This window comes from Rubripirellula lacrimiformis (genome assembly GCF_007741535.1).
Taxonomy (GTDB): Bacteria; Planctomycetota; Planctomycetia; order Pirellulales; family Pirellulaceae; genus Rubripirellula; species Rubripirellula lacrimiformis.
Window position 1 is genome coordinate 1090227 of sequence record NZ_CP036525.1, and the last position, 15723, is coordinate 1105949.

Consider the following 15723-nt stretch of genomic DNA (forward strand, 5'->3'; position numbering starts at 1 on the left):
GCATTGATGAGGGTCATGACGAATCGAAAACGCTGTATCCGCCGGACTGGCTGCGCTGCACTGCGCCGCGTCGGGGTATGTGTGTCCATGATGCTGTGCTTGGTGGTGACGTCCCAAGTTACCCACGCCCAGCGTCTGGACTACGCCGAACAGGGGACGCCGCCGGATCCAGGTTTGGAACTGTTGCAGGAAGAACCACACGACATCATTTTCTTCACCGAAGAAGCAGGGGGTGGATGGGCACGCACGCTGCCGTTGGATTTTCCCGGGCGACGTCCACCATCGAATCCCGATGGCGATCTGAGATTCCAAGTCCTCGGTGTCGAGGGCAAGGAGATGATGGCCAAATGGAAGGCGATTGCCAAAATCGATCTTTGGGAAGTGAAGCTGGAAAAAGAGGCTCGCGAACGAATCGCGGCCGGCGATTTTGTCGGTGCGTATCCGTTTCTGTCCGTCTTGATTCGCGACTTTCCTAACCAGAAAGGTTTGCGAGAACTTCGCAGCGGCTTTCTATGGCAGGATGCGATCTCCCGTGCCAAGCGGGGCGAAATCGCAGCGACATTGGCGATGTTGGAAGAGTTGCGTCGGTATGCACCGGAGTACCAGCCTCGTAGTGTCGTGCGAGCACTCAGTGGGACTGCCGACCGTTTGATGCAGCAGCTAGTCGACGCCGGTAAGCTGGATCTGGCCCAGCAAATGCTGGCTCGTTTGGAAAAGGAATACCAGAACGATCGGCTGGATGCCGTTACCAAGTGGAACAAGAACTTCTTTGACATGGCGTCGCGCAAACGCGATGAAGCGATCGCCGCGCGGGATGCCGACGACTTTCGTCTGGCTCGCAAATTGGTTCGCGAAGCGATTTACTTGGAACCTGATTTGCCGGGTGCGAAGGCACTGATGCGTCAAATCCACGAAATCTATCCGATGGTCAACGTGGGGGTTCTGCAGTCGGCGACCGTGCTGGAACCGACGCGAATCGACAATTGGGCGGCCCGACGGGCGGGGCGCTTGATGTACCGAACCCTATTTGAAATCCAAGGGGCTGGTCCCGAGGGTGGCGAATACGATTTCATCTTTGGCGATACCGAGATGAGTCCGGATCGAATGCATTTTGATCTGTTGATCGAACCCGAAAAAGTCAAGCCGCCGTTGGACAAGATCCGAGGATTTTACTTGGCCGACGTGATGGCGAAGCGAGCGATCCCCGGCAGTCCCGACTACTTTGCGCCTTGGGCTGCGGCAGTCCATTCGATCGAATTGGTCGGCCCCAGCCAAGTCGGATTCAACTTGCGACGGCCGCACGTGTTGCCGATCTCGTTGTTGCAGATTTCGGTCGATGGCAGCTGGTTCGGTGGCCAACCGGGGTCGCCGACCGGTGACTATCGACCCGACAAACCCACCGATCCCGATGGCAAGGCAGGCGATTCGGAAGTGGTGCGCTATGTCTTGCGATCCGAACCGAAGACGCCGACTCAGCCTCGCGAGATCGTCGAAACTCGATTGCTTTCAGGTTCGGAAGGTGTCGGCCGATTGTTGCAGGGCGAGGTCGATGTGCTGGATCAGTTGTTCCCCGCCGACGCGATCCGACTGTCCAAAAGCAAGTCGGTCAAAGTGGTGAAATATCCGCTGCCAACGGTTCACATGCTGGTCCCCTGTTCGGACCATCCATATCTGGCCGAACGCACCTTTCGCCGCGCCTTGTTGTACGGCATCAACCGCCAAGACATTCTAAGCGGTGAATTGTTGGAAGGGCTTCAGTCCGAAGGTTGCCGCGTTCTGTCCGGCCCCTTCCCGGCCGGGATCGAACTGAACGACCCGTTGGGATACGCCTACGATCAAAACATTGATCCGCGACCTTACGAGCCGCCGTTGGCAAAATTGTTGCTGGCGATGAATTTCAATCAGATGAAATCCTTTGCCGCCCGCAGCAAGAAAGAGGTGGCGGAGATGACGCCGATCCGATTGGCGTTCCCAGCGGATAACTTGTCGCGAGTGGCCTGTGAAGCGATTCGCAGCCAATGGGAACTGTTGGATCTAGAAGTCGAATTGGTGGAATTGCCCATCGGGCGTACGTTCCCCGATCGTGAAGAAAACATCGCCGATATCGTTTACGTTTCGGCGGCCGTTTGGGAACCCGTCATTGATGCGCGGCGCGTCTTGGGCCCCGAAGGCATGGCGCAGAGTTCTGACCAATTGGTGGGGCTTGGGCTGCGGCGATTGGAAGAGGCCAAGAATTGGCGCGAGGTTCGTGATCGTTTGTTGGACCTGCACGCGATTTCGCATCACGAATTGCCCGTCTTGCCGTTGTGGCAAATGGTCGACTCGTATGCCTATCGACGCGAACTGGTCGGAATGGGATCGGACATCGTTTCTCTTTATCAGAATGCAAGTAATTGGCGGTTGGGACAATGAAGTTCACTTGGATCTTGCTGTTTCTGTTTAGCGGCCTGAGCGTGTCGTCGGTCCATCACGCGTCTGCACAAGATGCGGCTGCGCCGGTGGTCATCCCGCCACCACCACCGGGGGCCGCGCCGGCCGCGAAGCCAGCTGCGGACGACGACGAAGCCGAGGCCGAACTGCCATGGGATTATTCTCCCTACCGTGTGTTGGTGTGGGTTGTTGCCGATGACCCGCGTATCAACGCCGATACCATGGAGACGCCGCTGCGGAAGTTTTTGGATCGAGACTTCTCGTCGATTTGGCGAGTTTCGATTGCCGATGCACCGACCGCGGTCCGCGCCGCAGCGTCTCGCGACATTGGCGGAATGACCTACGACATGTTGACCGCCGCCGACCCGGTGTTGGCTGTCAAACGCGATCACGCCGACGCGGTGCGTATTCGGATCGCGTCCAACGTTGCCGAGTTCGTCAGCCGGATATCGGGAACCAAAGGCGGTATTGATGAACTCCGCCGTCGTGGACAAGAGTCCGGCGACGCAACGGTTGGCGGTATCAGCAACCAGTTGGTGCCTGTCGAAGGCGATGCGACCAGTCTGGTGGAACTTTGGAAAGATGCGTCCACCGAAGCGGTCTTGGTATCGCGTGGGATGGCCCAGACGTTGGATAACCCCGAAGCCAAGTTGGTCACGCCGCCCATCGACGGTTTGGTCAGCAAAACGGTCGAAGACTATGACAAGGTGTTCATTGTGCGTGTCACGATGAACGACATGCAGAACGATGTGGACGTCGTTGAACTGGATACTCTGATGCGGTTCTTTGGGCCGGTCGCCAGTGTTCCCGTCGCCGCGAACGAATCGGTTGGCGAAGCGGTTGGTCGCGGCCTGGTCAAAGCTTTCGCACCCGTGGTCCGTATCGACGATGCAGGCCAAAAAACAGCAGCAGGTTTGTTGCGTGCATCGGGGCTGATCGTCCAGGACGATTCGCCTGCGCTGATCCACGAGGGCGACGTGCTGCAGCCGATGACTCGCAAAAACGACCGCAACAACAATCCGATCATGATCGGTCCCATTGATTGGGCCTACCTGTTGGTGACCGAGTACGAAGACCGCACCGCAAAGATGGAATTCTATGCTGGCCGCGCCGGCGGTTTGCAGGGTCGGAAAAACAATCGCACCTTTCGAACAGCACTGAAAGCCAGAGCGTTTGGCGACCAAACCCAATTGCGATTGCACGCCCAAGGGGATACCAATTTCCCGTTGATCGGTTACGAGATCTACGAGAAAGAACTCAAAAGCAAAGACATGACTTTCATCGGCCGGACCGATTGGAACGGTCGGTTGATGGTTCAGCAAACCGATGCGCCGCTGCGATTGATGTACGTCAAGAACGGCGGCGCGGTGTTGGCTCGATTGCCGATGGTGCCCGGATTAGACGCCAAGGTGGTCGCCGATTTGCGTGGGGATGACCTCCGGTTGCAGGCCGAGGCGTACATCCGCGGTGTCCAGAATTCGATCATCGACCTGGTCGCCGTTCGCGAACTGTACAAGGCAAGGATTCGAATGCGGCTTCAGAACGGACAGATGGACCAAGCCGAAGACCTGATGGAAGCCCTGCGGAATCAGCCATCGAACGAAAAGCTTTCCAACGACATGGGTAAGAAACAGGCCGTGTTCTTGAGCATGTTAGGCCCCCGCAGTTCGAATCAGAAGTCGATGATCGACCAAATGTTTATCACGACACGCGAATTGTTGTCCAAGCATATCAACCCAGTGTTGGTCCGCGAACTCGAAGGCGACCTGATCAAAGCCCGAAAGAATGGCGGCAAGCTGGCCCCCGAAAAATCGGCGGGGGATGAGGACGAGGGCGAAGAAGCCAGCGGCTAAAACGATCGGGCGGGATAGCCCATGTTGCTTCGCCACACTTTTGTAGTGGGCTTCGCCAGAAGTCCTTTTCGCCAGCTGCGGAATTCTGGCGATTCCCACGACGGGGCGTCCTTACTCTTTGTTGCGCCAGGTGGGACGTTTTCGTTTTGCGTTGGGGTGGTGCATGATGATCTTGAAGGTCGCATCACGTCCGGATAGTTTGCGACCGATCGGGCGATTGGTGGGGCGGACGACCAGTGCGCGAAGCCGCTTTTCGACTTCAAATTTCACTTCGTCCAATTCGAACTCCACCCACATGCCTTCTTCGGGCAGCAAGCGGACTTCCCGACCATGCCGCTGGACTCGCCCGTCCCAGACGTCTTTATGAAAGAAGACATCTTCGCGGTAGTCTTCGGCTTCGATGAAGCCAAAACTTCCATCAGGTCGCATCTGGATGATCTTGCCCAGACGGCGACGCTGGATGCGAAATTTCTTGGCTGGTGGGGTATCTTCGTCGTCGTGTCTTGGCACTGCAAAGGGTCTCGATCAGAGGTTCGGTCGGGCTCCACCGAGGGCGAGCGACGAGAGCCAGGGCGGGGGACGGCTGGATCGTTCGGCAAGGCGATGCCCACCTAGGTGAATCCTAGTTTAGCTCCGCTGCCCCAATTACGTCAGCGGTCCCAATCCAACCTGCCACCGAATGCGCGGTTCCGCGGCGGATGACGCCCCGCCACATGTCGTCGGACGATGCAAATACGGTTTCTGCGGTCGCGGGCACCAAATGCCAATACCCGGCTTCGATTTCAGCGGCAAATTGGTCGACGTCCCAGCGCAGGTGGCCAACAATCAGCCGGCAATCCGGGGACGATTGGCTGAGCAGATTTTCGAGGTGCTGCTTCTGGGCGGCCAAATAGATGCCCGTCCCAGGTTCGGATTCCGCAAAATTCGCGTCTCGGTGCAGGGCAACGACCGGACCCGACAGGGGGCCACCAAAGTGGATTTTGCCGAGGTTTTTCAGTGACAGCGGATGGATCATCCCGGTTTCGGGATCTCCGTCGCGGGCTCCCGCATCGTCGTCGGTAGCTCCGCTTGGTGCATCCTGGCCCACAGCCGCATGGTCTTCCGAATCGTGACTAGCCGATTCATTCCCCGCCGATTCATTTTCAGCCGACGGCAGCCGGGACGTGGATGGCAACGACTTTGGCGCTCCGCCTTTTCCTAGCATTGCCATCAATGCTTCGGGGCTGGGTTTCAGCGGTCGGTTCAGCATCACACCGATCACCTGTTCAGCATCCTGGTGCACGATCAGGCAGACGCCTTGCGAATAGATCGGATCATCGACCAACGAAGATGCGACCAACAGCGTTCCGATGAATGGCGTTTCGGAAAATGACTCGATCATTGGTATCCCAAGTGGGGTGACAATCAACTGCCAGCTTGGCAGTTTTGGTGAAGGCAACTACAAAACGAGGCAACCGGCGCGCCAAAGAGCGGCCGGAGTGCAAAAATCGTGTTCCGTAAAGTCCATTGATGGGGGGGCGAGCAACGACTCGCCGAAGCCATGACAATCCACCATATGCGCCAGAATTACACCAAAGCGGGGCTCCATCGACAGGACGTGGATCCGGACCCGATGGTTCAGTTCACGCGATGGTTCGAGCAAGCCAAACAGGAGGATTTGCCGGATTGGTTGGAAGTCAACGCGATGACGCTTTCGACAGCCGATTTATCCGGCAACGTCACGTCGCGAATCGTGCTGTTGAAGTCGGTCGAAAATGGCAAGTTTGTGTTCTTTACGAATTATGATTCGACCAAGGGCCGCCAAATCGCAGCCAATCCGAATGTGTCTCTTTGCTTTTTCTGGCCACACCTGGAACGCCAGGTGCGAGTCACTGGAACGGTCGCACAGTCCCCACGCGATGTTTCCGAGGCGTACTTTCAGTCGCGTCCGCGATCGAGTCAGTTGGGCGCCAACGTCAGCCCGCAGTCGGCCGAAGTGGAAAGCGATGATTGGCTGCAACACCGCATGGCAGATCTGCAGGCTCAGTACGAAAACGGCGAAGTGCCCTGTCCGGCCCATTGGGGCGGTTATGAAGTGACCGCTTGCCAGATCGAATTTTGGCAGGGCCGACCAAGCCGATTGCATGACCGCATTTGTTATCGGCGGTCCGAGTCACCGTCGTCACCGGATCAGCAGGCAGATGGGCAGTGGACGATCACTCGTCTGGCTCCCTAAACGCTTTGCGAACAAAGGGGCTCCCGAAACGCTTTGCGAACAATGGATCGTGCGGTCACCCCTTTTGCGATCCGTCCTCTCTGGTTTGCTTTACAGCATGTCCATCGGGTCGATGTCGATCACATATTGGACATCGTCTTTTTCCGGGATCGTAAAGGTTTCGACAGCGCGTCGAATCGTATCGCCCAGGTGCGACGCTTCGACGGACTGCAACAGAATGTGGAATCGATACTTGCCCCGCAGTTTGGAAATCGGCGGCGGCGCCGGTCCTAGGATTCGCACTTCGTGACCGAGCTGGTTCCGGGCTGCTTCCAGTCGGCCCAACAGCGATTCGGCGGTGGCTTCGGTGACGTCTTCGACCGCACCGCGAATGATGATGCGTCCGACACTGCCCAGCGGCGGATAATTGAACTTTCGCCGATTGACCATTTCTTCGGTCGCGAACTGTTCGTAATCGTGTCGTGATGCCGCTTGGATCGCCGGATGCTCCGGTGTAAACGTCTGTACGACCACTCGCCCGCCACGATCCCCACGGCCGGTACGGCCGGCGACTTGGGTCACCAGTTGGAAAGTGCGTTCGGAGGCGCGGAAATCGGGGAAGTGCAGGGCACCGTCGGCATTGATCACACCGACCAGCAGGACATTGGGAAAGTCCAGACCTTTGGCGATCATTTGGGTGCCCAGCAGGATGTCGACTTCGCCGCTGCGGAATGCGGAGAGCACACGTTGGTGGCTGCCCGGACGTTTCATCGTGTCGCTGTCCATGCGAGCGATGCGGGCATCGGGAAAGCGAGCTTTCACTTCGACTTCCAATCGCTGGGTCCCCAGTCCCCCGTATCGGATGCCGTCGAATCGACAGGCCGGGCACCAGGGTGGAGTCGCGATCGTGTAATCGCAGTAGTGGCAGACCGCTTTGCCACCGTCACGGTGGTGGGTCAGCGGCATGTCGCAATCGGGGCAGGCGACGACATGGCCGCACGAAGGACACTGAATCGTGGTGGCAAATCCGCGACGATTGAGCAACAAGATCACTTGGCCGCCGGGGTCACGAAGGGTTTCTTCGACCGCCCGGTGCAGCGGACGGCTGATCGATCCCGATGTGCGATCATCGCGTACTCGCAGGTCGACCAGTTGCACATCGGGCATCGGGCGATTGCCCACGCGCGAAGGCATCGGCACTAATTCTGCGTGCCCGGTGGTGCAGGCATGCCACGATTCCATCGATGGGGTCGCACTGCCTAGGACCAGCGGAACACCCAACGACATGGCGCGGGCGTGGGCGACCTTGCGGGCATGGTAGCGAGGGGTGGTGTCCTGTTTGAACGAACCGTCATGTTCTTCGTCCAGGATGATCATTCCCAAGTGGGGCAGCGGTGCGAACACGGCGCTGCGAGGTCCGACGACGACTTGGACGTCGCCGGTACGAATGCGTTGCCATTGGAAGTGTCGCTCGGCCGGCGTCATTTGGCTGTGCAGAACCGCGACAGAATTGAACCGTCTTTCGAACCGACCACGGGTTTGTGGAGTCAGGCTGATCTCGGGGACCAAGACGATCGCACTGCGGCCGAACTTGACCAAGTGTTCGATGGCGCGAATGTAGACTTCCGTTTTGCCGCTTCCGGTGACACCGTGAAGCAGCAGTGTTTTTCCTTTCTCGGAATCGACCGCGGCCACGATCCGCTGCAACGCATTGGATTGGTCGTCCGTTAGCGAGTGGCTCTTTTCGACTTCGCCATCCCCTAGATTCCAACGCATCGGCGCAGCAGTGGCCATCTCGCGGCGGGTTTCAAGTCGGACCAGGTTTTTCTTTTCCAGCGACTTGATGGGACCGGACGTGCAGGCGGCTTCGACCATCAATTGGGATGATGTCATCGGGCGTGCCGCCGCGATCAGGAATCGCAGGACCGCCTGCTGTTTCTTGGGCAGTCCTTCGATGACTGCGTCGTCGATCAACGATGTATTGGGGGTAAAGTAAGTTCGTTCGCGGGTGCCGGCCCCGCTGCGGACGCTGGACGGGATCAGTGCGTCAAAGACTTGGCCCGCCGGCGCCTGATAGTAGTGGCTCATCCATAACACCAATCGAACCAGTGGCGGATCGCACAGCGGATCCTGGTCGACGAGTTCGGCGATGTCCTTCAACGTTCGCGATGCGGCGGATCCCATCTTGGTTTCGACGCACCAACCGGTGGTGGGTTGGCGACGTCGCCCCAGAGGCACTCGCACGCGCATGCCGGCTTCCAGCACGTCACGCATGTCGTCCGGGATCCGGTAGTCGTACGGTCCGTGGGGGGCCTCACTGAAGACGACCTTGGCGGTGGCGATATCGTCCTGGACGGCTAGTTCCCAGGGGGGCGGAGCGGTTTCGAAAAGTTCGCCCTGGGATGGACCGCTGGCGACCGCCTTTTGTTTCTCGGGATCCGGAACGGCCAAGGGGTCAACGTCATCCGACGAATCGCTGCGGTCGTCCGCATCCGCCTTGCCAAGCGATTGGAAATCCAGCGGCGGGGCCGGTTGATCGGAGTCCGCCGGTCCGTCCCAGGGGGCAAGATTGTCCAGGTCCGAGCGGACATCGCCAGCTTCGTCGCCGCTGTTTCGGTCACCGCTGTTTCGGTCGCCGCTGTTTCGGTCATTGGGGCGCGAAGGGCCGGGCATGTGCGTCGGGCAGGGGTGGATGGGAAGGGATGATTGATCCGTCAACATACTGAATCCCCTAGGACTTTCGGAACCGACGAGTGATGGGCCACCTGATTTGTGCCGATGAACGGTCACTATGGCCATCGTCGACGACGATGCTGACAAGTCTGGTCAATTCGATATGCTGAAATAGGTCGATTGGCGGCCATGGGCTGAACCGCCGCAGCCCGGTTGGTCCGGTACGGATGGGACGTTTTGCAGTCCAGACACGCTGAAACGGCTAGTACTTGGGCACAGGAGCGAGAAATTGGCTAAGCGAATAGGGATCTACGGTGGGTCGTTTGATCCGGTCCACATCGGGCATCTTTGGATCGCCGATGCGGCATGCGAATCACTTTCGCTGGATCAGGTGCTCTGGATTCCCACAGCCACGTCGCCGCTGAAACCGTCCGGACCGACGGCTTCGGACGAACATCGGTTGCAAATGTTGCGATTGGCCGTTTCGGGGAACCCGTCCTTCGTCGTGGATGATCGCGAAATTCGCCGCGGCGATGTTAGTTATACGGTCGACACGATCGCCCAGATTCGCAGCGAGCAACCGGACGACGAATTGGTGCTGATCATCGGCAGCGATTCGTTGGCCAGTTTTGATCGCTGGCACGAACCCGAGCGATTATTGGATCTGGTCGACTTGGCGGTGATCCAACGCGGCGGTGATCCGAAAATCGATTTTGGCGTTCTGGAATCCTTGGCCACGCCCGAAAAAATTCGCCGGGCCGAACAGTGCGTGGTGCCAATGCCGGTGATCGAAATCAGCAGCGGTGAACTACGTCGCCGGATCGGGGCCGGGCAAAGCATTCGCTATCGGGTGCCAGCGGCGGTCGCGGCGATGATTTCGGCGGAATCGATTTATCGCAGCTGATCGACCAACCCTTGGCGGTGTTCGCCAGCTTTTCAGCTCGCCAAAGCTCGAGCGATCCGCGCGGTTTCGTCGGCCAATTGGTTGACGCGTTGTTGGATCGATTCGTCGGCCAGTTGGTCGCCTTCGAACGATTCGCCTGTGGCGTAGATAAATCGCGGCACGATCAGGCAACGAAAGTCCAGCATCAGGCTGTTGGCCAATCCCATCCCGGACATGTAGCTGCCCTGGCCACCGGCGGACAGCATCAAGCCGACCGTTTTTCCGGTCCAGGCTTTCCCGGTCAATTCGACAGCGTTCTTGACGGCGGCGTTGACGTCGAAATTGTAGACCGGCGAAGCGATCAGGACGGCGTTGGCCTGGTGAATCCGCTTGGACAGGTCCTGGACGTTGGCATCGCCGTAGGCGGTCGCGCCGTCACAGGGGGGCAGCGGAGTACTGGCCAGGTCGAACCAGTCCGTGTCCTCGCCGATTTCTGTCAGTCGGGCCAGGGTGGCGCGAGCCAGGATGCGGCTGCGACTGTCGGGATGCAAAGATGAGCTGAGGACCAAAATCATGGGCGTCCACCGATTCGACGATTGATTCAACATGCCAAGGAAATGTCCGGCGCATCAGACGCCGGGCATTGGCAATGCTCGCAGAGAGTCGCGGGACTGTCGAGCGGAGCGAATCGTGGTGCCCCCCAAGGCCAGCGATGCCGGCCGAGGCGGGTGGGACGCTTACCAGCCGTTTTCGGCGAATTCTTCGCCGTCCATGCCCAGCCGATTCTTCAGGATGCTGAACTGGTCATACATCCGTTCGCTGCTGCTGTGGACGTGTTCCGCTTCGGTGATGAAACGAATGTCTTCCTCGGGGTAGACGTCGCCGTCGATCAGCACCGATTCGAAAGGTTTCAGCGGTTGCCCATAGGCGATCAACAGCTTGTGTTCGTCCAACTGGACTTCCTGCCGTTTGGTCGGGTTGATCACCGCGATCCCGGTGCAACCGTCATGCAGCAGCAAGTCTTCGAACTCTAGCAGAATGCTCTTCAACACCGGCATGTCGATGTGTTCGCGGTACAGGTCTTCGTGTCCGCCGCCGGCTCGATGACTGGTCTCTAGCACGACGTCCACGACGCTGCCGAGTGGTTCGATCAAGTCTAGGAAAAGATCGATCAGACTGTCGCGAGTGGCCGAGGCCATGATCACTGGAGTTTTCGAACCGCTGGCTTCGTCGACATATTCGTCGTGACGAAACCCTTGGCGGGGAACGATTTGCAAGTCGTATGACGGGCGAATCGCATCGGTCAGTTCGAAGGCACCGTAGCTGCGTATACCCATGTGGGCTTGCAGGTCTTCGTCACTTAACGTTTCGAAACTTCCATCCGAAACGCTGCGAAGCGAGTCTTCGGTGACGCCGCCACGAAGGATGCGTTTTAGAAAGCCCATGGTGAATCCGGTCTCGTATCCTGAGAAATGTTGTCCAGAAACGGCTGTGCCGATTCCGTCGACCTTGCGGCCGATCATCTACAACAACGCTAGGTCAACTTATGGGCTGGGCATTCCCGATCATGGGAAACCAATCGCAACCTCATCAACCTGCCCCCGAACATTCGAAATGATCCGTGCAATCGATCCAGCCGTTCGAATCGGACCGGATCGGATGAAGACGTTTTGCAACAAGCGACCGCCCTTGAATCGGCGAATGGTTGCGAAAACCCGTCATCGGTTGATTCTGCGATTCAACGTGGTCATCGATGAACACGCTTTGCCAGGGATCCCGATCGGGACCCAGGAGGGGCCGGCCCAAGACGGTCGGAAACAGGGACGGTCGACAGCAGGAGCCGTGGGTGGGATTCGCGGTCGCGGGGATCTTCTTCCAACCGCCCTGATCGGATCGGGCATGGCTTGGCTATACTGGACGGATCGATCCGACAGGCGACTTGGCCGATTGGCTGAATCGCAGATTGTCCCCTCATCCGCTCGCCAAGCTTGGTTGGCGTTGTGAAGGTGGCCGAATGATCGGGTCGAATCTCATCGCATCTTTTTTCCTGGGGTACCGCGTCGACAAACGACGCTGGTCTTGTTGTGATTCAATTGATCCAGACACGCATCGATTCATGGGCCGTCGCCGCCGGATTTTTGCCGACCGCCGCGCCGATACATACCGCCCCACAAGTTCAGGCTGCCGAAGTCGGCGGCGTGGCGTCCAACGCGTCAAGTGATCGGTCCCGCCGGACATCTCGTGGATGGAAAATGGGCTGGTCGATCGCCTGCATCGCCGTCGTTGCATGCTTCTTTGTCGGCTGTGACATTCCCAAGCGGCCGCCATTGTCCCCCGAAGATGTTGCAGATTTGTCGCCCCCATCGACTTCCGATTCGGGAACCGAGGATGCGGTGGGGATCGATGGCAATCCCAGCACCGTCCGCAATGAAGTTCCGATCGACCCGTTCAGCGAAGACTGGGAATCGTGGGACCTGTTTTTTGTCCGCGGCCAAGCGGTGGGATACAACCACGTCGTTGCCGAAGGGAAAGACGGTGACAAGGTCAGCTATCGATTGGACAACAGTCTGTACGTCAATCAAGGGAAAGCACGGACCCTGCAGCGATTGATCCAGACCAGCAGCGAGACCCGTAGTGGATCGATGCTGGAATTCGAAAGCAAGTTGTTCGTGGGACCCGTGTTGACCACCACTCGCGGGCAGCTCGAAGGCGCCAACTTTCTGATCGAGACGGTGCGCGGCAGTACAAAGAAAACCAAATCGATCGCTTGGTCACCAGCGAATCGTGGGTTGGTCGCGATCGAACAGTCGCTGCGGACCAAGCCGCTGACGGAAGAGAACGAAGTTCGAACCATGCGGCTACTGTTGCCGGGACAGTTCGAAGTCGCCACTGCCAAACTGCGTTGCAGCGGGAAGGCGTCGGTCCCGTTGATGGACCAATCGTTGGCCGAACTGATCGAGATCAACTACGAGGTTCAAGTCGATGGCCAACCGGCGTCCTATCTGACATTTTGGACCGACGACAACGGGGCCATCGTGCGAACGTTCTCGCCTGGGATCAATCTGTTGTCCTACCGCACGGACGAAGCGACGGTGAAGGCCGCCTTTGCCGACACCGAAGGTGTGGTTGAAATGCCGATCGACGGAATCATCGAGCGGCCGGGCGATGCGGTCCGTGTCGCGATGACGGCGGCGCCTACCGCAGCGTCCGCCCGCACAGGCAAAGAGGTTTCGCTGCAACCGGTTCCCGGCCAATGGATCCGCGACATGGGGGATGGAAGTTTTCAGCTTTTGATCAGCCGAAAACAGGAACAGGATCTGAAGAAGTTTGAAACCGTCGAACTGGAACCCGCCGCCGGTGACACGCGTTCGAACCACTTCGTCGATTCCGGTGCGAACCTGGTCAAACGTTACGCCGATGCGGCCCTGGTGAAACGGAAACTGACCAACACAGAAGCCGCGATTGAACTGGCGCAAACCGTCAAGCGTTTGATCATCAACCGAAAGTCGCCGGGCGGATTGGTGCGTGCCAGCGAAGTTGCCAACGACGGGGCAGGGGACGTGACGGGACGATCGGTCCTGTTGGCAGCGATGCTGCGTGCTCGCAAAATCCCCTCGCGCCTAGCGGTCGGATTGAAGTATCAGCCGCCCGCTGACGAAAAATCCAACCCTCGATTGGTGTATTACGTCTGGGTTTTGGCCTACGCCGACAATCAGTGGATTCACCTGGATCCCACCGAGGGCGGAGTCGCGTCGGCAGACCGCATCGCATTGGCGACCACCGATTTGGCCGGTGGCGGAAACGAATACGAGTCGTTCGTGCCATTCTTCAACGCCATCGGACGCATGGATCTGCGAGTCTTGCGAGCGCAGTACTAGCCCCGCGAGTCAGTCGATCGTCCGATCGATTCGCCGTTTGCGTGTCAGCGTCTGGTTCGTTTCACCGCGTGGGCAACGCCCCGCGCGCCGGGCCAGAAACGCGCGGCCCGATGGGCACGCGGTTAAACGGACGACACCCGGATGTCGTAGCGTGAATCATCGTTTCACCGCGTGGGCAACGCCCCGCGCGCCGGGTCAAAAACGCGCGGCCCGATGGGCACGCGGTTAAACGAGACACACCGGATGACGTAGCGTGATTCATCGTTTAACCGCGTGGGCAACGCCCCGCGCGCCGGGCCAAAAACGCGCGGCCCGATGGGCACGCGGTTAAACGAGACACACCGGATGTCGTAGCGTGAATCATCGTTTAACCGCGTGGGCAACGCCCCGCGCGCCGGGGCAAAACACGCGGCCCGACGGGCACGCGGTGAAACGAACCACACCGGATGACGCAGCGTGATCCTTCGTTTCACCGCGTGGGCAACGCCCCGCGCGCCGGGTCATCAACGCGCGGCCCGATGGGCACGCGGTTAAACGAGACACACCGGATGACGCAGCGTGAATCATCGTTTCACCGCGTGGGCAACGCCCCGCGCGCCGGGTCATCAACGCGCGGCCCGATGGGCACGCGGTTAAACGAACCGCACCGGATGACGTAGCGTGAATCATCGTTTCACCGCGTGGGCAACGCCCCGCGCGCCGGGCCATCAACGCGCGGCCCGATGGGCACGCGGTTAAACGAACCACACCGGATGTCGTGGCGTGATCCTTCGTTTAACCGCGTGGGCAACGCCCCGCGCGCCGGGCCATCAACGCGCGGCCCGGTGGGCACGCGGTTAAACGAACCACACCGGATGTCGTAGCGTGAATCATCGTTTAACCGCGTGGGCAACGCCCCGCGCGCCGGACCATCAACGCGCGGCCCGATGGGCACGCGGTTAAACGAACCACACCGGATGGCGGTGCGTGATCCTTCGTTTAACCGCGTGGGCAACGCCCCGCGCGCCGGGCCATCAACGCGCGGCCCGATGGGCACGCGGTTAAACGAACGACACCGGATGACGGTGCGTGAATCATCGTTTCACCGCGTGGGCAACGCCCCGCGCGCCGGGCCATCAACGCGCGGCCCGATGGGCACGCGGTGAAACGAACCACACCGGATGTCGTAGCGGTGAAACGAACCGCACCGGATGACGTAGCGTGAATCATCGTTTCACCGCGTGGGCAACGCCCCGAGCGCCGGACCATCAACGCGCGGCCCGACGGGCACGCGGTGAAACGAACCACACCGGATGACGGTGCGTGAGTTTTCGTTTCGCAGCGTGGGCACCACCCGCGATAGCCGAGCCTATTTCCTGGCGGCTAGGTGCTCGGCGGCGGCGGCCAGCAGAGGATCGATGGTTTCGGACTGGATGGGGGCTGTCGGTGGTGCCCACGCCATCCACTGTGCCGATTCATGTTCGGTCAACGTCAGCGGCCAAGCCTGGCCAACGTATCCGATGAAGTAGCGGACGTGTTTGTCCAGCGGAGTGTCGCCGGTGTTCTTGTACCGGACCTGATACTGCAGGTCGAATTGGAACGTGGGGTCCAGCGTGATCCGGTCGGCCGCGATCCCGGTTTCCTCTTCGGTTTCGCGAAGTGCTGTCTGCTGGAACGTTTCGTCTTTCTCGCAGTGTCCCTTGGGTAAATCCCAGCGGTCCTTGTGACGCATCAGCAGGAACTGCGTGGGGCGATCTCGGTCGCAGATCAGCAGGATTCCGGCAGCGCGGACCGTTTGGCCAGGAGTTTTCTTCATGATATTTCTGGTAGGGG

At 59.2% G+C, this 15723-nt stretch carries 12 protein-coding genes; 6 read left to right on the forward strand and 6 right to left on the reverse strand.

What is annotated here, in order from left to right; genetic code table 11:
* Positions 1-15: 15 nt before the first annotated feature.
* Both K227x_RS03810 and K227x_RS03815 read left to right on the forward strand, forming a co-directional pair.
* Positions 16-2412 (forward strand): ABC transporter substrate-binding protein, encoded by a 2397-nt coding sequence (locus K227x_RS03810; RefSeq protein ID WP_246146482.1) that lies wholly within the window; start codon positions 16-18, stop codon positions 2410-2412.
* Positions 2409-4283 (forward strand): hypothetical protein, encoded by a 1875-nt coding sequence (locus K227x_RS03815; protein ID WP_145168142.1) that lies wholly within the window; start codon positions 2409-2411, stop codon positions 4281-4283. The genes K227x_RS03810 and K227x_RS03815 overlap by 4 nt, the downstream gene beginning before the upstream one ends.
* A 111-nt stretch (positions 4284-4394) precedes the next feature.
* On the opposite strand, the gene K227x_RS03820 is transcribed toward K227x_RS03815, so the two are convergent.
* On the reverse strand, positions 4395-4793 hold the full coding sequence (locus K227x_RS03820; protein WP_246146483.1) for a cold shock domain-containing protein: 399 nt from the start codon (positions 4791-4793) through the stop codon (positions 4395-4397).
* A gap of 112 nt (positions 4794-4905) precedes the next feature.
* Positions 4906-5664 carry a YqgE/AlgH family protein gene (locus tag K227x_RS03825; protein WP_145168143.1) on the reverse strand — a complete coding sequence of 253 codons (759 nt, stop codon included), beginning with the start codon at positions 5662-5664 and terminating at the stop codon, positions 4906-4908.
* Between the two features lie 159 nt (positions 5665-5823).
* Here K227x_RS03825 and pdxH point away from each other — a divergent pair, with 159 nt between their 5' ends.
* On the forward strand, positions 5824-6498 hold the full coding sequence (pdxH, locus tag K227x_RS03830; RefSeq protein WP_145168144.1) for a pyridoxamine 5'-phosphate oxidase: 675 nt from the start codon (positions 5824-5826) through the stop codon (positions 6496-6498).
* Positions 6499-6588: 90 nt separating this feature from the next.
* On the opposite strand, the gene priA is transcribed toward pdxH, so the two are convergent.
* Positions 6589-9150 carry a replication restart helicase PriA gene (gene priA / locus K227x_RS03835; protein WP_145168145.1) on the reverse strand — a complete coding sequence of 854 codons (2562 nt, stop codon included), beginning with the start codon at positions 9148-9150 and terminating at the stop codon, positions 6589-6591.
* 289 nt (positions 9151-9439) lie between these two features.
* Here priA and nadD point away from each other — a divergent pair, with 289 nt between their 5' ends.
* Positions 9440-10054 carry a nicotinate (nicotinamide) nucleotide adenylyltransferase gene (nadD, locus tag K227x_RS03840; protein WP_145168146.1) on the forward strand — a complete coding sequence of 205 codons (615 nt, stop codon included), beginning with the start codon at positions 9440-9442 and terminating at the stop codon, positions 10052-10054.
* Positions 10055-10086: 32 nt separating this feature from the next.
* Here nadD and K227x_RS03845 read toward each other — a convergent pair whose 3' ends face one another.
* Positions 10087-10608: an NADPH-dependent FMN reductase gene (locus K227x_RS03845; RefSeq protein WP_145168147.1), complete on the reverse strand. Its 522-nt coding sequence runs from the start codon at positions 10606-10608 to the stop codon at positions 10087-10089.
* A gap of 162 nt (positions 10609-10770) precedes the next feature.
* Positions 10771-11556 carry a hypothetical protein gene (locus tag K227x_RS03850; protein WP_246146484.1) on the reverse strand — a complete coding sequence of 262 codons (786 nt, stop codon included), beginning with the start codon at positions 11554-11556 and terminating at the stop codon, positions 10771-10773.
* A gap of 91 nt (positions 11557-11647) precedes the next feature.
* Here K227x_RS03850 and K227x_RS03855 point away from each other — a divergent pair, with 91 nt between their 5' ends.
* Positions 11648-12037, forward strand: coding sequence for a hypothetical protein (locus tag K227x_RS03855; protein WP_218933760.1), 390 nt, complete (start codon positions 11648-11650; stop codon positions 12035-12037).
* 80 nt (positions 12038-12117) lie between these two features.
* Entirely contained in the window at positions 12118-13911 is a 1794-nt protein-coding gene (locus K227x_RS03860; RefSeq protein WP_145168149.1) for a transglutaminase-like domain-containing protein, read from the forward strand.
* Between the two features lie 1348 nt (positions 13912-15259).
* Here the strand turns inward: K227x_RS03860 and K227x_RS03865 are convergent.
* Complete coding sequence (locus K227x_RS03865) at positions 15260-15706, reverse strand: NUDIX domain-containing protein (RefSeq protein ID WP_145168150.1); 447 nt, start codon at positions 15704-15706, stop codon at positions 15260-15262.
* Between the last annotated feature and the right edge of the window lie 17 nt (positions 15707-15723).